General features: G+C 64.3%; 16 protein-coding genes. 10 read left to right on the top strand and 6 right to left on the bottom strand.

Going from position 1 to position 20,489, the window contains the following annotated elements; all coding sequences use genetic code 11:
- Positions 1 to 22 precede the first annotated feature (22 nt).
- The gene (locus KI797_RS20075) at positions 23 to 1,540 is read right to left on the bottom strand and encodes a YifB family Mg chelatase-like AAA ATPase (protein ID WP_226170775.1); all 1,518 of its coding nucleotides are present in this window, start codon (positions 1,538 to 1,540) and stop codon (positions 23 to 25) included.
- 384 nt (positions 1,541 to 1,924) lie between these two features.
- Between KI797_RS20075 and ilvG the strand changes: the two genes are divergently transcribed.
- The 6 genes from ilvG (at position 1,925) to ompA (ending at position 9,685) form a co-directional block, all read left to right on the top strand.
- Positions 1,925 to 3,571, top strand: coding sequence for an acetolactate synthase 2 catalytic subunit (ilvG, locus tag KI797_RS20070; RefSeq protein ID WP_226170773.1), 1,647 nt, complete (start codon positions 1,925 to 1,927; stop codon positions 3,569 to 3,571).
- Entirely contained in the window at positions 3,568 to 3,846 is a 279-nt protein-coding gene (ilvM, locus tag KI797_RS20065) for an acetolactate synthase 2 small subunit (protein WP_043128746.1), read from the top strand. The genes ilvG and ilvM overlap by 4 nt, the downstream gene beginning before the upstream one ends.
- A gap of 12 nt (positions 3,847 to 3,858) precedes the next feature.
- Positions 3,859 to 4,803 carry a branched-chain amino acid transaminase gene (locus KI797_RS20060; RefSeq protein ID WP_226170771.1) on the top strand — a complete coding sequence of 315 codons (945 nt, stop codon included), beginning with the start codon at positions 3,859 to 3,861 and terminating at the stop codon, positions 4,801 to 4,803.
- Between the two features lie 147 nt (positions 4,804 to 4,950).
- The gene (gene ilvD, locus KI797_RS20055) at positions 4,951 to 6,792 is read left to right on the top strand and encodes a dihydroxy-acid dehydratase (protein WP_226170769.1); all 1,842 of its coding nucleotides are present in this window, start codon (positions 4,951 to 4,953) and stop codon (positions 6,790 to 6,792) included.
- A gap of 3 nt (positions 6,793 to 6,795) precedes the next feature.
- Positions 6,796 to 8,328 carry a threonine ammonia-lyase, biosynthetic gene (gene ilvA / locus KI797_RS20050; protein WP_226170766.1) on the top strand — a complete coding sequence of 511 codons (1,533 nt, stop codon included), beginning with the start codon at positions 6,796 to 6,798 and terminating at the stop codon, positions 8,326 to 8,328.
- A 235-nt stretch (positions 8,329 to 8,563) separates the two neighbouring features.
- Complete coding sequence (gene ompA / locus KI797_RS20045; protein ID WP_226170763.1) at positions 8,564 to 9,685, top strand: porin OmpA; 1,122 nt, start codon at positions 8,564 to 8,566, stop codon at positions 9,683 to 9,685.
- Between the two features lie 191 nt (positions 9,686 to 9,876).
- Here ompA and priA read toward each other — a convergent pair whose 3' ends face one another.
- Complete coding sequence (gene priA / locus KI797_RS20040; protein ID WP_226170760.1) at positions 9,877 to 12,084, bottom strand: primosomal protein N'; 2,208 nt, start codon at positions 12,082 to 12,084, stop codon at positions 9,877 to 9,879.
- A 147-nt stretch (positions 12,085 to 12,231) separates the two neighbouring features.
- Here priA and rpmE point away from each other — a divergent pair, with 147 nt between their 5' ends.
- From rpmE to KI797_RS20025, 3 genes are all read left to right on the top strand, one after another.
- A complete protein-coding gene (rpmE, locus tag KI797_RS20035) occupies positions 12,232 to 12,447 on the top strand; it encodes a 50S ribosomal protein L31 (protein ID WP_041206593.1) in 216 nt (71 codons plus the stop codon).
- 126 nt (positions 12,448 to 12,573) lie between these two features.
- Positions 12,574 to 14,007 (top strand): DUF2867 domain-containing protein, encoded by a 1,434-nt coding sequence (locus KI797_RS20030; RefSeq protein ID WP_226170757.1) that lies wholly within the window; start codon positions 12,574 to 12,576, stop codon positions 14,005 to 14,007.
- A gap of 179 nt (positions 14,008 to 14,186) precedes the next feature.
- A complete protein-coding gene (locus KI797_RS20025; RefSeq protein ID WP_226170756.1) occupies positions 14,187 to 15,443 on the top strand; it encodes a malic enzyme-like NAD(P)-binding protein in 1,257 nt (418 codons plus the stop codon).
- A gap of 66 nt (positions 15,444 to 15,509) precedes the next feature.
- Here the strand turns inward: KI797_RS20025 and KI797_RS20020 are convergent, their stop codons facing one another.
- The 4 genes from KI797_RS20020 to trmA form a co-directional block, all read right to left on the bottom strand.
- Positions 15,510 to 15,689 carry a hypothetical protein gene (locus tag KI797_RS20020; protein WP_042649209.1) on the bottom strand — a complete coding sequence of 60 codons (180 nt, stop codon included), beginning with the start codon at positions 15,687 to 15,689 and terminating at the stop codon, positions 15,510 to 15,512.
- 54 nt (positions 15,690 to 15,743) lie between these two features.
- Entirely contained in the window at positions 15,744 to 17,069 is a 1,326-nt protein-coding gene (gene rstB, locus KI797_RS20015; protein ID WP_226170754.1) for a two-component system sensor histidine kinase RstB, read from the bottom strand.
- Between the two features lie 118 nt (positions 17,070 to 17,187).
- Positions 17,188 to 17,898 (bottom strand): two-component system response regulator RstA, encoded by a 711-nt coding sequence (gene rstA, locus KI797_RS20010; RefSeq protein WP_042649207.1) that lies wholly within the window; start codon positions 17,896 to 17,898, stop codon positions 17,188 to 17,190.
- Positions 17,899 to 18,044: 146 nt separating this feature from the next.
- The gene (trmA, locus tag KI797_RS20005; protein ID WP_161507723.1) at positions 18,045 to 19,151 is read right to left on the bottom strand and encodes a tRNA (uridine(54)-C5)-methyltransferase TrmA; all 1,107 of its coding nucleotides are present in this window, start codon (positions 19,149 to 19,151) and stop codon (positions 18,045 to 18,047) included.
- 169 nt (positions 19,152 to 19,320) lie between these two features.
- Here trmA and KI797_RS20000 point away from each other — a divergent pair, with 169 nt between their 5' ends.
- The gene (locus KI797_RS20000; RefSeq protein ID WP_161507880.1) at positions 19,321 to 20,457 is read left to right on the top strand and encodes a DUF5610 domain-containing protein; all 1,137 of its coding nucleotides are present in this window, start codon (positions 19,321 to 19,323) and stop codon (positions 20,455 to 20,457) included.
- The last annotated feature ends 32 nt before the right edge of the window (positions 20,458 to 20,489 follow it).

Here is a 20,489-nt window from a genome sequence, read left to right as displayed (position 1 = left end):
TCTCCTCCCCATCATGTCGCGTTCACTGGCCGCTGCGCAGCCGTGACAACAGCCGATCCATGGCGCGATAACCGAGCGCCTCGATGAGATGCTCCTTGCCGATGGTCGGTTGCCCCGCCAGATCGGCGATGGTTCGCGACACCCGCAGGATACGGTGCCAGGCCCGGATGCTGAGCCCCAGCCTCTGGATGGCGTTCTCCAAAAATTCGGCATCTTGCGGTGATAAGCGGCAAATATCTTCTATTTCTCGACTATCAAGCAGGTTGTTGAGTTTGCCATTGCGGCTGAGCATGCGCTCCCGCGCGCCCAGCACCCGCTCACGGATCTGCCGGCTCGACTCCCCTCGCTCCGCCTTGCCTGTCAAGCTGCCCTTGGGCAGCAGCGGCACCTCCACCGTCAGATCGAAGCGATCGAGGAAGGGGCCCGAGAGCTTGCCGAGGTAGCGCAGTATCTGATCCGGGCTGGAGCGGGTCTGGCCGTCCCCGTAGTGGCCGCAGGGGCTGGGGTTCATGGCGGCCACCAGCTGGAAGCGGGCGGGGAAGTCCACCTGACGGGCGGCCCGGCTGATGGTGATGTGGCCCGTCTCCAGCGGTTCTCGCAGGGAGTCGAGCACCTTGCGTTCGAACTCGGGGAGCTCGTCGAGAAACAGCACTCCGTTGTGGGCCAGGGATATTTCCCCTGGCCTCGGGTGGCTGCCGCCCCCCACTAAAGCCACAGCTGAGGCACTGTGGTGGGGCGTGCGATAGGGCCTGTGATGCCAGTGACCGGCGCGGGGGGTGAGGCCGCCGATGGAGTGGATGGCGGCGGTCTGCTGCGCCTCCTGTTCGCTCAGCGGCGGCAGTATGCCGGGCAAGCGGCTCGCCAGCATGCTCTTGCCGGTACCGGGTGGACCTATGAACAGCAGGTTGTGGCTGCCGGCGGCGGCGATCTCCAGCGCCCGCTTGGCCTGGGACTGGCCGATCACATCCTGCAGATCCGGCACATCGGGCAGGGTGTCCGTGGTTTGGGGCTCCGGCAGGGGCAGCTCGTACTGGCCCGCCAGCCAGGCGGTGACGGCCAGCAGCTGGTGGGCGGTACGCACTTCTGCGTCCTGAATGAGGGAAGCCTCGGGGCCGTTCTCCCGAGGTACCAGCAGGGTACGCCCGGCGTCGCGGCAGGCGAGCACGGCGGGCAGCACGCCGAGCACGGGGCGGATCTCGCCGGTCAGGGCCAGCTCCCCTAAAAATTCGTGATCGAGCAGGTATTTTGCAGGTATCTGCTTGGAGGCGGCGAGAATGCCGATGGCGATGGCCAGATCGAAACGGCCCCCCTCCTTGGGCAGATCGGCAGGGGCCAGATTGACCGTGATGTGCTTGGAGGGGAACTCGAAGTTGCCGTTGAGCAGGGCGCTGCGCACCCTGTCCCGCGACTCCTTCACCGAGGTTTCCGGCAGGCCCACCATGTTGAAGGCGGGCAGTCCGTTGGATAAATGGACTTCCACCGTGACTTGCGGTGCCGCAATTCCCAGGCTGGCACGGCTATAAACCACAGCTAATGACATAAATCCCGTCCTTGGTTTGATGTATGTGCTGGTTAACCGTTTTTTTATTAGTTTTTTGTTCCAGAGAGCAGCTTGCAGATCAGTCAAAATCAGAGTCTTGTCAGGTAAAAAATGCTTGCTCAATAAAAATCACCGTGCTAGTTCTAATAGCCATTCGCGGTGCAAACCGCCCCCATTTCACAGGATTTCCGGTTGTAACTATGAACATGGCCTCCCGTTTCGTCAGCATTATTGTGGTCCTAGTGGTGATTATTATCTCACCGCTCGGGGCTCGTTTAGCTGCACGGAACAAGGGATAGACCCACCACCGGACAGAACGAAACAAGCGACCCCCGAGCCTCACGGCCCGGGGGTTTTTTTTCGACCCAAGGACAGGATTTTCACATGAACGGCGCGCAGTTTTTGGTACAGGCTCTCAAGAAACAGGGTGTGACCCAGGTGTTTGGTTACCCGGGCGGGGCCATCATGCCGGTCTATGACGCCCTGTATGATGGTGGCCTGGCCCATCAGCTCTGCCGTCACGAGCAGGGTGCTGCCATGGCAGCCGTGGGTTATGCCCGCGCTTCCGGCCAGGTGGGGGTCTGCATCGCCACCTCGGGCCCAGGAGCCACCAACCTGGTGACCGGGCTGGCGGAGGCGCTGCTCGATTCCGTGCCGCTGGTCGCCATCAGCGGCCAGGTCGCCTGCGCCGCCGTCGGCACCGATGCGTTTCAGGAGGTCGATGTACTCGGTATGTCCCTCTCCTGCACCAAGCACTCCTTCATGGTGACCGACCCCGCCGATCTGGGTCGGGTGCTGGCGGAAGCCTTCGCCATCGCCACCGAAGGGCGCCCAGGTCCTGTGCTCATCGACTTTCCCAAGGATGTGCAGCTCGCCGCCGTGCCAACCCAGAGCCCGCTGTTTGCGGTGGAGGAGCCAGAGCCCCTCAATCCGGCCGAGCTGACGCTGGCCCGCACCCTGCTGGCCGCTGCCGAGCGTCCCGTGCTCTACGTCGGGGGCGGAGTGGGCATGGCCAATGCGGAGCCGCAATTGCGGGACTTTGCCGCCGCCACCGGCATGCCGGCGGTCACCACCCTCAAGGGGATTGGCGCGCTCGACCCCGACAGTCCCGTCTACCTCGGCATGCTTGGCATGCACGGCACCAAGGCCGCGAACTACGCGGTACAGCAGTGTGATCTGCTGCTGGTGGTGGGCGCCCGTTTCGATGATCGGGTGACCGGCAAACTGGACGAGTTTGCCCCCCACGCCAAAGTCATCCATCTGGACGTGGACGCCGCCGAGTTCGGCAAGCGCCGCGCCGCCGAGGTGGGGATCACCACTGATCTCAAGCGGGTGTTGCCCGCCCTAACCATAGCGCTGGCGATCGATCCCTGGCGTGAGCACTGCGCCGCCATGGCCCGCGAATATGCGTTTCGCTACGACCATCCCGGCCAGCCCATCTATGCCCCGGCCCTGCTCAAGCAGCTCTCCGAGCGCTTGCCCGAGACCAGCGTGGTGGCCTGCGACGTGGGTCAGCACCAGATGTGGGTGGCCCAGCACATGCGCTTCACCAGTCCGCGCAATCACCTCTCCAGCGCCGGTCTCGGCACCATGGGCTTCGGCCTGCCCGCCGCCATCGGCGCCAAGATGTCGCGCCCGCAGGACGAAGTGGTGCTGGTGAGCGGTGACGGCTCCTTCATGATGAACGTGCAGGAGCTCGGCACCATACGCCGCGCCCAGCTCAAGGTGAAGATGGTGCTGATCGACAACCAGCGCCTCGGCATGGTGCGCCAGTGGCAGGAGCTGTTCTTCGACGGCCGCTACAGCGAGACCATTCTCTCCGACAACCCGGATTTTATCGCCCTGGCCGCCGCGTTCGGCATCCCGGGCGAGACCATCACATGCAAGGAGCAGATAGCCGGTGCACTCGACCGCCTGCTGGCAAGCGAGAGTGCCTACCTGCTGCATGTGGCCATTTCAGAGGAAGAAAACGTCTGGCCCCTGGTTCCGCCGGGAGTCGCCAACCACAAGATGATGGAGCAACGCCCATGAAGCAGCACAGCTTTCACCAACCCGGATTTGCGCAGCACACACTGCATATCCACGCCCAGCCGAGACCCGAAGTGATGGAGCGGGTGCTGCGGGTGGTGCGTCACCGTGGCTTCGCTCTCTGCGCTCTGAATATGGAGCAGGATTGCCAACAGCTGCGGATCACGGTTACTGTCGAGTCGGAGCGTCCCATCCAGCAGTTGTGGAGCCAGCTGGTCAAGCTGGTGGATGTCTCCCGGGTCGATGCACTGGAACAGCAACCCCGGATCAGCGCTTAAGGAGCCAAGCCAATGTCACAGTCTTCCCAATCCGCCACTCACCCCCAATACATCTGGTTCAACGGCAAACTGGTGCCCTGGCAGGATGCTCAGGTGCACGTCATGAGCCACGCCCTGCACTACGGCTCCTCGGTGTTCGAAGGGGTGCGCGCCTATGACACCCCCAAGGGCACCTGCATCTTCCGCCTGCAGGAGCACACTCGCCGCCTGTTCGACTCCGCGAAAATCTACTGGATGGACGTCCCCTACAGCGAGTCCGAAGTGAATGAAGCCTGCCGCACCGTGGTGCGCGAGAACGGCCTGAAAAGCGGCTACCTGCGTCCGCTGGCCTTTGTCGGCAACGTGGGGCTGGGGCTGCATCCACCGCAGGATGCCAAGGCCGACCTCATGGTCGCGGCCCTGCCCTGGGGAGCCTATCTGGGGGAAGAGGGGCTGAAAAACGGGGTGGATGTGTGCGTCACCTCCTGGAACCGGCTTGCCCCCAACACCATACCTACAGGCGCCAAGGCGGGCGGCAACTACCTGTCGTCCCAGCTGATCAGTCGCGAGGCCAAGCGCAACGGCTTCGCCGAGGGGCTGGCGCTGGACGTGAACGGTTATCTGAGCGAAGGGGCGGGGGAGAACCTGTTCCTGGTGAAGAACGGCGTGCTGTTCACCCCGCCCGCTACCGCCGCCATCCTGCCCGGCATCACCCGCGATACCATAATGACGCTTGCGCGTGACTTGGGGTATGAGGTGCGCGAGCAGGCGCTGCCGCGCGAGGCGCTCTACGTGGCGGACGAGATCTTCATGACGGGGACCGCCGCCGAGGTGACCCCGGTGCGCTCCGTCGATCGGATGAAGGTGGGTTCTGGCAGCCGTGGCCCTGTGACCGAGCAGCTGCAGAACGCCTTCTTCGGCCTGTTCAACGGCAAGACCGAGGACAAGTGGGGCTGGCTGACGCCGGTCAATGACTGATGAGAGAGGGGAGGCGTCACGCCTCCCCGAGTCGCTTCCGATGAAGGCTCCCTCGTGGTGCCTTCATCAGGATCGATTCCCGATCCGCGAATCATACATTCATGTTGAAAGACAATGCGCCCCAGGGGCATTCAGGGAGTAGAAACAATGCCGAAGTTGAGATCCGCCACCACCACCCACGGACGTAACATGGCCGGGGCCCGCGCCCTCTGGCGTGCCACCGGCATGACAGATCAGGATTTCGGCAAGCCCATCATTGCCGTGGTCAACTCCTTCACCCAGTTCGTGCCCGGTCACGTGCACCTCAAGGATCTGGGCCAGCTGGTGGCCCGGGAGATCGAGGCCGCCGGCGGCGTCGCCAAGGAGTTCAACACCATAGCGGTGGATGACGGCATCGCCATGGGCCACGGCGGCATGCTCTATTCCCTGCCGTCCCGGGAGCTGATCGCCGACTCGGTGGAGTACATGGTCAACGCCCACTGCGCCGACGCCATGGTCTGTATCTCCAACTGTGACAAGATCACCCCGGGGATGCTGATGGCCGCCCTGCGCATCAACATTCCGGTGATCTTCGTCTCCGGCGGTCCCATGGAGGCGGGCAAGACCAAGCTCTCCGATCAGATCATCAAGCTGGATCTGGTGGACGCCATGATCCAGGGCGCCGACCCCAAGGTTTCCGATGCCCAGAGCGATCAGATAGAGCGCAGCGCCTGCCCCACCTGCGGCTCCTGCTCCGGCATGTTCACCGCCAACTCCATGAACTGTCTGACCGAGGCGCTCGGCCTCTCCCAGCCGGGCAACGGCTCCATGCTGGCGACCCACGCCGATCGGGAGCAGCTGTTCAAGCTGGCAGGTCAGCGCATCGTCGCTTTGGCCAATCGCTACTACCAGCAGGATGACGAGAGCGCCCTGCCGCGCAACATCGCCACCAAGGCGGCGTTCGAGAACGCCATGGCCCTGGACATCGCCATGGGTGGCTCCACCAATACGGTGCTGCACCTGCTGGCGGCGGCCCAGGAGGCCGGGGTGGACTTCACCATGGCCGATATCGACCGCATGTCCCGCAAGGTGCCCCAGCTGTGCAAGGTGGCCCCGTCCACCCAGAAGTACCATATGGAAGACGTGCACCGCGCTGGCGGCGTGGTCGCCATCCTGGGTCAGCTGGAAAGAGCCGGCCTGGTGCACGGCGATACCCGCAACGTGCTTGGCACCTCCCTGAACGAGTTGCTGGAGGCCTATGACGTCAGCCGCTGTGACGACAAGGCGGTGCACGACTTCTACCGCGCCGGCCCCGCCGGTATTCGCACCACCAAGGCATTCAGCCAGGATTGCCGCTGGCCAGAGCTGGATCTGGACAGAGCAGAAGGCTGCATCCGCTCCCTGGACAACGCCTACAGCCTGGAAGGGGGGCTGGCGGTGCTCTCCGGCAACCTGGCCCTCAACGGTGCCATCGTCAAGACCGCCGGGGTGGATGACGAGAACCTCTGCTTCCGCGGCCCGGCCCGGGTGTTCGAGAGCCAGGACACTGCGGTCGCCGGCATCCTGGACGGCACAGTGAAAGCGGGTGAAGTTGTGGTGATCCGCTACGAAGGCCCCAAGGGCGGCCCCGGCATGCAGGAGATGCTCTACCCCACCACCTATCTCAAGTCCATGGGGCTCGGCAAGGCGTGCGCCCTGATCACCGACGGTCGCTTCTCCGGCGGCACCTCTGGCCTCTCCATCGGTCACGTCTCCCCCGAGGCGGCGTCCGGCGGCACCATAGGGCTGGTGGAGGATGGGGACATCATCAACATCGACATCCCGGCCCGCAGCATGGTGCTGGAAGTGGCTGACAGCGTGCTGGCCGCTCGCCGCGCCGCCGTCGAGGCCCGTGGCTGGAAGCCGCTCAATCGCCAGCGTCAGGTCTCCTACGCCCTGCGTGCCTACGCCATGCTCGCCACCAGTGCCGACAAGGGCGCGGTGCGCGATTTAAGCAAGCTGGAGGAGTAAGCCATGGTCTCTGCGGCGGATTATCTACGCAAGGTGCTGCTCTCACCCGTCTACGAGGCGGCGCGGGTGACGCCCTTGCAGACCCTTAAAAAATTATCCGAGCGACTCGGCAACCACGTGGCGCTCAAGCGGGAAGATCTGCAGCCGGTGCACTCCTTCAAGCTGCGGGGTGCCTATCACAAGATCGCCACCCTGAGCGCCGAGCAGAAGTCCCATGGCGTGGTGGCGGCCTCGGCCGGCAACCATGCCCAGGGTGTCGCGCTGTCGGCGGCCAAGCTCGGCATCAAGGCGATCATAGTGATGCCCAAGACCACGCCGGACATCAAGATCGACGCGGTGCGACGGCTGGGCGGCAACGTCATGCTGTTTGGCAACAGCTTCGACGAGGCCTACGGCGAGAGCCGCCGCCTCGCCGAACTGGAGGGCTACACCCTGATCCCGCCGTTCGACGATGTCGAGGTGATCGCGGGTCAGGGCACCATCGGCAAGGAGCTGCTGGAGCAGGATACCCACCTCACCCACGTCTTCGTACCTGTGGGTGGCGGCGGTCTGGCCGCCGGGGTGGCGGTCTACATCAAGCAACTGCTGCCGGATGTGAAGGTGATCGGGGTGGAGGCGGAAGGCTCAGCCTGCCTCAAGGCCGCCATGGAGGCTGGTGAGCCGGTCAACCTGGAGCGGGTCTCCCTGTTTGCCGACGGGGTGGCGGTCAAGCGCATCGGCGAGGAGACCTTCCGCCTCTGCAACCAGTATCTGGACGAGGTGGTGACCGTCTCCAACGACCAGATCTGTGCGGCGCTGAAAGACATCTTCGACGACTGCCGCGCCATCGCCGAGCCCTCCGGTGCCCTGTCCCTGGCTGGCCTCAAGGCCTATAGCGAACGGGAGCAGGTGAAGGGGGGGCGGATGGCTGCCATCCTGTCCGGCGCCAACGTCAACTTCCACAGCCTTCGCTACGTGTCGGAGCGCTGCGAGATCGGCGAGAAGCGTGAGGGCATGCTGGCGGTGACCATACCCGAGCGCAAGGGGGCCTTCCTCGACTTCTGTCGCCAGCTTGGGCCCCGCATGGTGACCGAGTTCAACTACCGCTACGCGGATGCGGTCCAGGCCTCCCTGTTCGTCTCGGTGCGCCTCACCGGCGGCGACGAGGAGCTCGGCCAGATCATCGACCAACTCGGTGGCAACGGTTACCCCGTGGTCAACATGACCGAGAGCGAGCTGGCCAAGAATCACGTGCGTTACATGATTGGCGGCCGTCCGGCGCGGCCCCTCGGCGAGCGGCTTTACAGCTTCAAGTTCCCGGAGCAGCCGGGTGCCCTGATGCGCTTCCTCGAGACCCTGGGCTGTCGCTGGAACATCAGCCTGTTCCACTACCGCAACCACGGCGCCGACTATGGCCGGGTGCTCTGCGCCTTCGAGCTGCCGGACGAAGACGTGGCCGCCTTCCACGACTACCTGCACGAGATTGGCTACGGCTGGAAAGAGGTGAGCGACGATCCCGCCTATCGCCTGTTCCTGGCGAGCCAGGGCAGTCAGTGACGGCGGCTTGACCATCCCGCCCCGAGATGAAAACGAAGAGCCTGGCTCTTCGTTTTTTTATGGGCGCTCCAGGGTGCGCATCTACCGATAATGTCGCCAATATCACACTCCTGAGTCCCTGGTCGTTTGAGGCTGGTTGCAGATGGGATAATCTGAGTATGGGGCTTGGGTTCGGGGCCCCGTCAGGGAAGAGAGGCGCATCCGCGTCATAACAATTCATTGCAGGGGCTCATCCATGAACAGATCTATGCTCGCCGTCCTGATCGGCGCGTTGATGGCAACGGGGACGGTGCAGGCCGCCGCCCAGGACAATACCTGGTATGTCGGTGGCAAGGCTGGCTGGTCCAATTTTTACGGGGTGGATTACGACGATCAGGTCAAGGATCTGCTCGATGCCTTTGATCCTGGCCAGGACCATAGCGACCTCGGTCTGGGGGCCTTCGCCGGCTATCAGGTAAACCGCAACGTGGCCGTCGAGCTCGGCTATGACTGGCTCGGCAAGTATCAGGTCGATCAGCGCTTCAGCAGTAACGGGGTCGAGGCAGGACTGGATGGGGAGGCCAAGGCCCAGATGATCCAGGCCACCATGAAGATCGGCTTCCCGGCGACCGAGGCCCTGGATATCTACGGTCGGCTGGGGGGCGCCTATGCCTGGACCGACAGCTCCATCAGTGCCTGGGCCAACGATGGCACCAGCAACCTCTCGGCATCGGGCGGGGGCAAGTATCACGGTGCCGCCTTTGTGGGGGCATTGGGCATCGAATATGCCATCGACAAGGATTGGGCTGCCCGCCTCGAATACCAGTACACCACGCCGCTCGGCAAGGACTCGCTGGATGAATCCGGCATAGAGCTGGACAACGGCCTGCTGTCTGTCGGCATGCTCTACCGCTTCGGCCAGATCGGCGACGAACCGGTGGTGCCCACACCGGCCCCCGAGCCCGCCCCGGCCCCTGTGCTGGTGGAGAAACAGTTCAGTCTGGATTCGGATGTGCTGTTCGAATTCAACAAGGCGACCCTGAAGCCCGAGGCCAGCCAGGCACTGGATAACCTGTTTGCCCAGATTCTGGCCGCCAATCCGAAGGATGGGGTGGCGACCGTGATCGGCCACACCGACCGCATCGGCTCCGATGCGTACAACCAGTCCCTGTCCGAGCAGCGTGCCCGCAGCGTGGCGGACTATCTCATCGCCAAGGGACTGTTTGCCGACAAGGTGCGCGCCGAGGGGCGTGGTGAATCTTCCCCGGTGACGGGGGGCAGTTGCCCGGATGGTGCCAAGGCGCAGATGATCGCCTGTCTGGCTCCGGATCGCCGGGTCGAGGTGCGGCTGACCGGGGTCTCCCAGGCCGCCGAATAAGCCGGAACAGTCATGAGATAAACACAACGAGGGGGCCTTGGCCCCCTCGTTGTGTTCTGGTTCCCCCCTCATCCCCAACCCTTCTGCCGCGAGGGTGAAGGGGGAAAGACCCTAGGTTTGATTAGCCGCAAGGTGGCGTAATCAGACGCGCGATAAGAAAAACGCGGCTGGCGGCTGGTGAGGGAGACGGTTTAATTCAACTCCGTGGGGTCGATGTCCAGGCTCCAGCGCACCCGCTTGGTCTCCGGCCAGCCGTCCAGCTCCTTCACCGCCCAATCCAACAGTTGTGCCAGGGGTGCCCGGTTCGGGCCCTGCACCAGCAGCTGCATGCGAAACTTGCCCGCCTTGCGCTCCATGAAGCCGCTGATGGGCCCCAGCACCTGGACCTGGGGATAACGGGCGCTGCGCAGTGTCTCGGCGAGGCGGGTGAGGAACAGCTGCACCTCGTCACGGCCGTTGGCCTCGGCCCGGAACAGTCCCTGGTAGCTGAATGGCGGCAGCCCCAGCAGACGGCGCTCCTTGAGCGCGGTGTCGGCGAAGTGGCCGTAACCGTTCTGGGTCAGATCCTGCAGCAGGGCGTGCTCGGGGTGATGGCTCTGCAACACCACCAGCCCGGGCTTGCTGGCGCGCCCGGCCCGGCCCGCCACCTGGGTGTAGAGCTGGGCCTGCTTCTCGGCGGCGCGAAAATCGGCGGAAAACAGGGCGCCATCCACATCCAGCAGACCCACCAGCGTCACATCCGGGAAGTGGTGGCCCTTGGCCAGCATCTGGGTACCGATCAGGATCTTGTACTTGCCCGCCTTGATGTCGCCGAGGTGGGTCTCCAGCTCCCCCTTGCGGCGGGTGTTGTCCCGATCGATGCGCACCACAGGGTATTGAGGGAAAACCGTGGTGAGCAGCTGTTCCAGCTGCTCGGTGCCCACCCCCGAGCCAATCAGCTCGTTGCAGCCGCATTCCGGGCAGTGGTGGGGCAAGGGGCGCACGCTGTCGCAGTGGTGGCAGTGCAGCCGTCGCCCGGCCTGATGCCAGGTGTACCAGGCATCGCAGCGCTCGCAGGCAGCGCTCCAGCCGCATTGGTGGCAGATGAGGGCGGGTGCATAGCCACGGCGGTTGAGAAACAGCATCACCTGATTGCCCGCCGCCAGGTGCTCCGCCATCAGCTGCTCCAGCTGGGGGGAGAGCCCGGCCTGCAGCCGCACGCTCTTGATGTCGAGGATCACTTGGCGGGCGGTCTGGGCGTTGCCGGCACGCCGCGTCAGGCTGAGGTGGTGATACTTGCCAGTTTTGGCATTGTGCAGGGTCTCAAGCGACGGGGTGGCGGAGCCGAGCAGTATGGGGATGCCGGCGCGATGGGCCCGCATCACCGCGAGATCCCGGGCGTGGTAGCGAAAACCGTCCTGCTGCTTGAAGGAGCCGTCGTGTTCCTCGTCGATGATGATGATGCCGAGGTTCTGAAACGGGGTGAACACTGCGGAGCGGGTGCCGATCAGGATGGCGGCGCCACCGTCGCGGCAGGCGAGCCAGGCATCGAGCCGCTCCCTGTCGTTCATGGCGGAGTTCATCGCCACCACCGGCACCTTGAAGCGGCGCCGGAAGCGGTTGATGGTCTGGGGGGTGAGGCCGATCTCCGGCACCATCACCAGGGCCTGCTTGCCCGCCTTGAGCAATGGCTCGAGGATGCTCAGGTAAACCTCGGTCTTGCCGGAGCCAGTGATGCCGTCCAGCAGAAAGGCACCAAACTTGTCGCTCTGGCTGGTGACGGCGGCCACCGCCAGCGCCTGCTCGCTGTTGAGGCGCAACCCCTCACCGGCGTCAAAATGGGTTACCCAGTCGCCGTCATGGCTCGGCTCCAGGCTGCGCTTCTCGAGCAGTCCCTTCTTCTCCAGGGCGGTGAGTACGGCGCTCTGGATCTCCTCCTGTTTGAGCGCAGACGGCGTCTGGGGCCCCTTGCGCAGCAGGGCGAGTGCCTGCTGCTGCTTGGCCGCCCGCTTGAGCTCGTTGAGATCGATAGCCATCCCGGCTTCTGTTACAAACCAGAACTCCAACTCCCGGTAGGCGGCGGGCTCTCCCTTGCGCACCAGCACCGGCAGGGCGTGGGGTAGCACTTCACCCAGCGGATGCTGGTAGTAGCTGGCGCTCCAGGCCATCAGCGCCAGAATATCCGGCCCCAGCACGGGGGAGCTATCAAGCACCCGCTTGATGGGCTTGAGCTTGTTGCGCGGCACCTGACTCTCGGTCGGGTGATCCACCACCAGGCCGACCAGGGTCTGGGGACCGAACGGGATCTCTACCCGGCAACCGGGGGCAGGCAAGGGCAAAGGGGAGAGATAGTCGAAGTGCCGGCGCAACGGCACCGGGACAGCGACACGAACCAGATCAAGCGTTTGCGATGAATCCACCAAAAGGTTGCCTATTTTTTCTGCGAAGCCACTTGCCTGAACTCAGGCATTTCCTATATTATTCGCAGCCTTTGAAACTGTGTTCAACAATCGTGTGGTGTCCGACAAGAGATCGGATGGCGACACGGCCTATAATCGAGGTTGTCCATGAAAGCTGGTATCCATCCTGACTACGTAGCCATCACCGCCAAGTGCTCTTGCGGTAACGTGATCAACACCTTCTCTACCCTGGGTAAAGATCTGAACCTGGACGTGTGCTCCGAGTGCCACCCGTTCTATACCGGCAAGCAGAAAGAAGTTTCTAGCGGCGGCCGCGTAGACAAGTTCAACAAGCGTTTCGGTGGTCTGACTGCCAAGAAGTAATCTTACTTCTGAAGAATTCTGAAAAAGGCGCCCATCGGGCGCCTTTTTTGCTTGTTGGCGTTCTGTATTGCCTCGCTTTGCCCTATGGTGGGTGCGAGTCCATGGGGGATGGCAAGGAGTGTCGGAATGCGGAACTGTCTGGTGATGGGTGCGGCGGGTTACATAGGTTCCTATCTGGTACCCCACCTGCAAGGGTTGGGCTACAGGGTGATCGCCGGTGCGCGCCGCCCCTGCCGCCTGCCGGAGGGGGTGGAGTTCCGTCTCGCCGACAGCCTCAAGCCCATCACCCTGCTGCCGGCCCTTGCCGGGGTGGACACCGTCTTCTATCTGGTGCACGCCATGGGGGCAGGCGCCGGTTTTCACCGGTTGGAGCAGCAGGGGGTGAAGAATTTCGCCGCCGCCGCCCGCGCCGCCGGGGTGCGCCGCATCATCTATCTGGGGGCCATACAGCCGATCCCCTGCAACAGCCGCCACCTCAACTCCCGTCGCCATTGCGGGGAGCTGTTTCGAGAGGCGGGTGTACCCACGGTGGAGCTGCGAGCCGGCATCATCATAGGCCCGGGCTCGGCGGCGTTCGAGGTGATGCGGGATCTGGTGTTCAACCTGCCGATGATGGTGACGCCGAAGTGGGTGCGCTCCCGCACGCCCCCCATCGCCCTCTCCAACCTGTTGCACTATCTGGGCGGACTGGTGGAGGCCGACGGGGTGGATGGCCGCATCTTCAATGCGGCGGGCCCCGAGCTGCTCAGCTACCAGCAGCAGTTGCAGAAGTTTGCCGCCCACATCGGCAAACGCTGCCCCATCATCCCCATCCCCTTCCTGAGCCCCCGACTCTCCGCCTGGTGGCTGCAGTTTGCCACCTCGGTGCCCCAACCCATTGCCAAGGCGTTGGTGGGTGGCCTCAAGCACGACATCCCGGCCGATGACGGTCCGCTGCGGGCCCTGCTGCCCCAGCACCTGCTCAGCTTCGACGAAGCGCTGACGGAGAGCCTGGCGCTGGAGCAGAAGCTCGGCGCCGAGCAGCAGGGCCAGAAGACGCCGCTCGGCCTGCGTTGGCGTCATCCCGAGTACGGTTTCTACGACCGTACCGCCAGCGGTGAGGCCGAGTGCCTCGCCTCTCCCGAGGTGGTGTGGCATGTGCTGCAGCAGCTGGGGGGCGAGCAGCGCTACTTCTACATGAACGAGCTGTGGGTGGTGCGCGAATGGATGGATCACCTGATAGGGGGCCCGGCGCTCACCCGGGGCCGCACCAATCCGGATCGTTTCGTGAAGGGGGACATGCTGGACTCCTGGCAGATCCTCGGGGTGGACGAGGGGCGCAGGCTGGATCTGCTGTTCAACATGAAGGCCCCCGGTGTCGGGCGGCTGGAGTTCAACATCCAGCCCCAGGAGTCCGGCCTGACCCGGCTGCGGGTGACCGCCCACTGGCACCCTCAGGGTGCCTGGGGGCTGGCCTACTGGCTCGCCATGCTGCCCTTCCACCTCTTCATCTTCCAGGGGATGACGGAGGCCATCGCCCGTCAGGCGGAGCAGAGGGCCGGTATACCCGTGATGGATTGAAACCATATCTATAACTAAATGGGTATTCATTGTCGGTGATACGTGCTGATGATTGGCTCATCGGTGGATAACGGCAATACTTTCTACTGTGAAAGCCCGATGGTTTTCTTTATGATCCCGAGCCCTCGCCTGTGGCGAGCCAATGCACCACCACATTCACTTCCGTATCGGGGTCCCCCATGTCCGATCTGCGTCATGATCTTCGTCAACAAGCGCTCGATTACCACGCCCAACCCATTCCCGGCAAGATAGCCATCGCCCTTACCAAACCCGCCGAGACCGCCCGCGATCTGGCGCTGGCCTACAGCCCGGGCGTCGCCTCGCCGGTGCGCGAGATCGCCGCCAATCCCGATGATGCCTACCGCTACACCGGCAAGGGCAACCTGGTGGCCGTCATCTCCAACGGCACCGCCATCCTCGGTCTTGGCAATCTGGGGCCGCTGGCCTCCAAGCCGGTGATGGAGGGCAAGGCCCTGCTGTTCAAGCGCTTCGCCGGCATCGACGCCATCGACATCGAGGTGAAACACGAGACCAGTGCGCAGTTCATCGACACTGTCGCGGCCATCGCCGATACCTTCGGTGGCATCAATCTGGAAGACATCAAGGCCCCCGAGTGCTTCGAGATCGAACAGGCGCTGATCGAGCGCTGCGACATCCCGGTGTTCCACGATGATCAGCACGGCACCGCCATCGTCACCGCCGCCGGTCTGCTCAACGCGCTGGAAGTGCAGGGCAAGCGCATCGAACAGAGCCGCATCGTCTGCATGGGCGCCGGGGCCGCCGCCACCGCCTGCATGGACCTGCTGATCAAGTGTGGCGCCGCGCCACACAACATCTTCATGCTGGACCGTCAGGGGGTGATCCACAGCGGTCGCACCGATCTCAACCAGTACAAGCAGCGCTTCGCCAACGAGACTCCGCTGCGTACCCTGATGGATGCCATCGACGGGGCGGACGTGTTTGTCGGCGTCTCGGGCCCGGACGTGCTGCCTGCCGAGGCGGTGGCGCTGATGGCCCCCAACCCGGTGATCTTCGCCTGCTCCAACCCGGATCCCGAGATCAAGCCGGCCCTGGCGCACTCGGTACGTAGCGATCTCATCATGGGCACGGGTCGCTCGGACTATCCGAACCAGATCAACAACGTCATCTGCTTCCCCTTCATCTTCCGCGGCGCCCTGGATGCGCGCGCCAGCCGCATCAACGACGCCATGAAGGTAGCGGCGGTGGAGGCCATTCGTGGCCTGGTCAAGGAGCCGGTCCCGGCCGAGGTGCTGACCGCCGCCGGGGTGAGTGAGCTCACCTTCGGCAAGGATTACGTCATTCCCAAGCCGATGGATGCCCGTCTGCTGCCCCGCGTGGCCCGCGCCGTGGCGCTGGCGGCGGTGGCCTCCGGCGTGGCGCGCATCGCACTGCCGGCAGATTACATGCAAGATTGAGCCGCCTGAGCACGACAAAAGGGGCCCCATGATGGGGCCCCTCTTCATTGGGAGCTTGTGCGCCTGTTACTTGGTCTTGGGGGCCACTTTCACGGCCGGTGCTGCATGGGTCGCCTTGTGATGCTTTTTCACCACCTTGGTCTGGGTCGCGTGGGGGGCGGCAGCCTTGGTCGGGGTGGCAGCCATGGTGAAGCCGGAGGTCAGGGCGAAGACAGCGGCCAGGCTCAGGGGGATCAGCTTTTTCATATTCCAGTTCCTCGTTCGGGTTGATGACATGGAGCGGCTCTCCATGACGTCATCCTAGGGCTGTTCGACCTGTGGTTCAGTGAGCGACTGGTGACGGTTTGTATCCAAATGTACGGGCAGTCTGAGGCAGAAGCGGGCACCGCTACTGCTCGGGAGCAGCTGTACCTCGCCGCCGTGGTGGCGGGCGATGCTGCGCACTATGGCGAGACCGAGCCCGGTGCCGCCGGTGCGTCGGTCGCGGCTCTGATCCAGCCGCACGAAGGGCTCGAAGATCTGGGGCGCCAGCGTGGGATCGATACCGGGGCCGTCGTCGGCCACCTCCAGCAGGTAGTGATCCTGCTGCCGACTCATGGCGAGGCTCACCCGGCTGGTGGCGTGGCGCAGGGCGTTGCCGATGAGGTTTTCCAGCGCTCTGTCCAGCAGGCGGATGTCGCCGCTCCAGGGCAAGGCCATGGCCGGGCGTACGAAATCGAGCCGGGTCTGTGGCCGCAGCGCCTGCCAGTCCGGGAGGCGGCTACCGGCCCAACTGGCCAGTTCCAGCTCGCTGCACTGCAGCGGCAGCTCAGGGCGATCCAGCCTGGCGTAGGTGAGCATCTCCTCGATGAGGGCGTCCAGGGCGCCGAGATCCCGCTCCAGCCCCTGCTGCTCCTCGGTGGTGGGAGGCTCGGCCAGCATGGCGAGCCGGTAGCGCAGCCGCACCAGGGGGGTGCGCAGCTCGTGTGCGATGGCGTCGGTCAGCTGCTTGCGGCTGGCCAGCATGGCCTGCAACTGCTCCGTCATCTGATCGAAGGTGCGGCCCACCCGGCCCAGGCTGCTGCCGGGGGGCAGGCCGGTGCGGCTGGAGAGATCCCCATCGCCGACCCGGCGGGCTGTCTGTTCGAGTTGCTGCAGGCCGCGCCAGTGGGGACGCAGCCAGAGCAGGATGGGGAGACCGAGGGAGAGGCCGATGAGCAGCAGCAGGCCCACATCCACCCAGTGCAGCTCGTGCAGGTAGGATAGGTAGGGCACGGGGCCGACGATCAGCACCTGATCGGTGCCGGGGATGCGCTGCAGGAAGGTGTCATCTTCCTCGACGATGACGATGTTGCCCGCCTCGAGAAAGGCCTGATCCTCCCTGGCCAGCGGCTGGTTGGCGAGGGCCCCGATCCGCAGCGGTAGGGTGAGCTGGCGGCTCTGCTCCGCCATGCGGGCGGGCCAGTGCGCCGGCGGCAGCCGGGCCAGCTCACCGGTGAGCAGGCCGAGGGAGCCTTGCATCATCCGCTCCAGATAGCGATCCCCCGCCCGCTCGGCACTGACCTGATAGACCAGACCGATGAGCAGGATGGCGAGGCAGAAGCAGCCGATCAGCAGCAGGTAGAACTGGATAAACAGGCGTCGCATGGAGGTTCTCCTCTTGCCTGGGTTGCGTCTTGGCGTTGTTTTGTTATCCCCTCATCCCCAACCCTTCTCCCGCAAGGGGAGCAGGGAGCAGAGAGCATCAAAGTCATTCGGTAACTGTTTATTCCCAGGCCTGGGGCACCAGCAGATAACCCTTCTGGCGCACCGTCTTGATCCGGGTCGGGTTGTTGCTGTCATCCCCAAGCCGGCGGCGCAGGCGGGAGATGGCCACGTCCATGCTGCGGTCCTGGCCGTCGTAATCGCGGCCCCGCAGGCTGCGAAACAGCGCCTCCCGTCCCAGGATCTGGCCGGCGTGGCAGGCCAGCTCCCACAAGAGATCGAAGTCGGCGGTAGAGAGGGGCACGCTGTCGCCATCGAGGCGCACGTCCCGACCCGGCCCGTCGATCCGCAGGCGGCCGAATTGCAGGCGCTGGGGCGGGGGGCTGGGAGCGAGTGGTTGGGATGCCCGCAGCCCCTGCTGGCGGAACTGGACCCGCAGCCGGGCCAGCAGCACGGGGGGCGGCGTGGTCTTGAGGATGTAGTCGTTGGCCCCCAGCTCCAGACTGAGGATCTGGTTCATGTCGCTGTCCAGCGAAGTGAGCATGACGATGGGACCGGCAAAACGCGGGCGCAGATCCCGGCACAGGGAGAGGCCGTCCTGTCCCGGCAGCATGATGTCGAGCAGCACCAGGTCGGGCTGCTCGACCTCCACCCTGGCGAGCGCCAGATCGCCCCGGCTCTCCAGCAGCACTTCTATGTCGTGGCGACCGAGCCAGCTGCTGATGAGCTGGCCTATGTCGGGATCATCTTCAACAAACAGAACGCGTGGCATGGTGGCGTGGCCCCGGCTATGGCGCGAATGCGCGTGTCGCCAGCATAACGGCTGCGCCAGCGCTCTGCACCGGGATAACTAATCAAACAGGGCCCGAGGCCCTGTTCTCATTCTGCCTGTCGAAGGGGATTGGCGTCCCTGCGGTATCAGCCTGCCTTGCGGCGTAGATAGACCCCGGCCTCCATATGGTGGGTCCAGGGGAACTGGTCGAACAGGGCGAAGCGGGCGATCTCGTGGGTCTCGCCGAGGACCGCCATGTTGGCCTGCAGGGTCTCCGGGTTGCAGGAGATGTAGAGGATGTTGTCGTACTCCTGCACCAGCTTGACCGTGGCGTCGTCGAGGCCGGCACGGGGCGGGTCGACGAAGATGGTGTTGCACTGGTAAGCGTCGAGATCGACCCCCTTGAGGCGGTTGAACTCCCGCTCGCCGCGCATCGCCATGGTGAACTCCTCCGCCGACATGCGCAGGATGATCAGGTTGTCGACCCCGTTGGCGGCGATGTTGTACTGGGCTGAATCCACGCTCGGCTTGGCGATCTCGGTGGCCAGCACCTTGCGGAAGTTCTGGGCCAGGGCGATGGAGAAGTTGCCGTTGCCGCAGTAGAGCTCCAGCAGGTCACCCTCGCTGCCTTTGGTCACGTCCAGCGTCCAGCCCAGCATCTGCTCGTTGATGGCGGCATTGGGCTGGGTGAAGCTGTTCTCCACCTGCTTGTAGACCAGCTCGCGCCCCTGCACGTTGAGCCGCTCGATGACGAACTCCTCCCCCAGGCAAATCTTCTGCTTGTGGGCGCGGCCAATCAGTTGCAGATCGAACCCCTGGGCCCGCAGGTCGGCCTGCAGGGCCTCGGCAGCCTGCTGCCACTCCGCCTCCAGCTTGCGGTGGTAGAGCAGGCTGACGCACAGCTGGCCGGACTGGGTGGAGAGGTAGTCTATCTGGAACAGCTTGCGGCGCAGTACGGGGTGCGGGCGCAGCCCTGCCAGCAGCACCGGCATCAGCCGGTTGATGAGCAGGCTGGCGGTGGGGAAGCTGTCGACCCGGATGATCTCCTTGGTGGCCTGGGCATACATGCAGTGGAAGAGGTCATCCCCCTCGTGCCAGATGCGGAACTCGGCGCGCATCCGGTAGTGCTCGGCGGGGGAGGCATGGACCTCAAGCGCGGGCGGATTGAAGTCGGCGAACAGCTGGGTGAGGCGATCGCGCTTCTCGTCGAGCTGGGCCTGGTAGTCGGCGGGGGTCCGCTGGGATTGGGTCATAGATACCTCAGATGCACACCGGCAGGGCCGGGCAGAAACCGGGGGAAGGCCGCAGCCAACCAAAGGGTGGGGATTTTAAAAGGCCGTCGCGGATTGTCCAAGTTTTTTGTGGTCAAGAAGTGGCCAGTCGGGCCGATAACCGATCCACCAGTATGGCGGGAGAGTGATGATGCAGATCGATGGCATGGGCGCAGCCCAACCCAAGGGAGTGGGCATTGCTCCCAAATCGCCTCAACAGGCAGAGTCGAAAACGGCGGGCAAGGGGGATGAGGTCTCCCTGAACAAGCCCCCGAAGTGGGCCCAGGTGCTGATCCAGCAGGCGCTGCAATTCGCGCTGGAGATCAACGGCCAGCACTATCAGGCCCCCAAGAGTCAGGAGTTCAAGCTGGATCCGCCAGAGGCGATCACCCCGGAGACCTTGTTCGATTACGAGACGGTGGCGGACAACGTGCTGCAGTTTGTCACCGGACGGCTGGGCGCGGCCCGTGCCGACGGCAAGTCGGATGAGGATCTGGCCAAGATGATGGAGCAGGCCCGCAAAGGCGTGGACATGGGCTTCGGTGACGCCAGAAAGCAGCTCGGGGACTGGGCGGACAACGAGGACATCAAGTCCGGCATGGATCAGAGCTACAAGCTGATCCAGGAGGGACTGGAGTCCTTCGAGCAAGAGTTCTTCGGCGAGGTCTCGACCACGGATCTCGGGGCGGCCAAGATGGCCAGCCGGCAGCAGGCCTTCCTCGAGATCGAGACCCGGGACGGGGACAAGGTGATGCTGCGCTTCAGCGATAGCTGGCAGTTCAAGTCCCGCAGCGACGGGAGCGGCAGCCAGTTCAGCCTCAAATCGAGCCAGAGCTTCGACTTCTCCCTGGAGGGGGATCTCGACAGTGGCGAGATGGAGGCCATCGGTACCCTGGTCAAGGGGCTGGACGAGCTGGCCGGCCAGTTCTTCGGGGGTGGGGAGGGCAAGACCCTGGCTGACAGGTTGAATGGTCTGCAACTGGATGACAGCCAGCTCGCCTCCTACTCCCTCAAACTCAAGCAGTCGGCCCGTCTGAGCCAGGCCTATCAGGGGGCTCACTCGCTGCAGGATAGCCTCAAGCCGCTGGCGGACTACCTGCCGAAGCTTAGCCAGTGGCAGCAGCAGGCCGATGCCCTGCTGTCGCCCGCCCAGCAGCAAGGCTTGACCCCAGCGGTACTGGCGGCGCGAGGCCAGAACGAGGCGGCCGAGGGGGCCGGCTTCATGGGCTTCAACCAGCGGATGCTGGAGGCCATGCGGCTGCTCGGCCAGCAGATGGCGACAGCCTGACGCAGGCCCGTCGCCCTCTGATGCGGTGTTTG

The sequence above is a fragment of the Aeromonas media genome (assembly GCF_020423125.1).
Classification (GTDB): Bacteria; Pseudomonadota; Gammaproteobacteria; order Enterobacterales; family Aeromonadaceae; genus Aeromonas; species Aeromonas media.
This window is presented reverse-complemented; position numbering and strand designations above follow the sequence as displayed.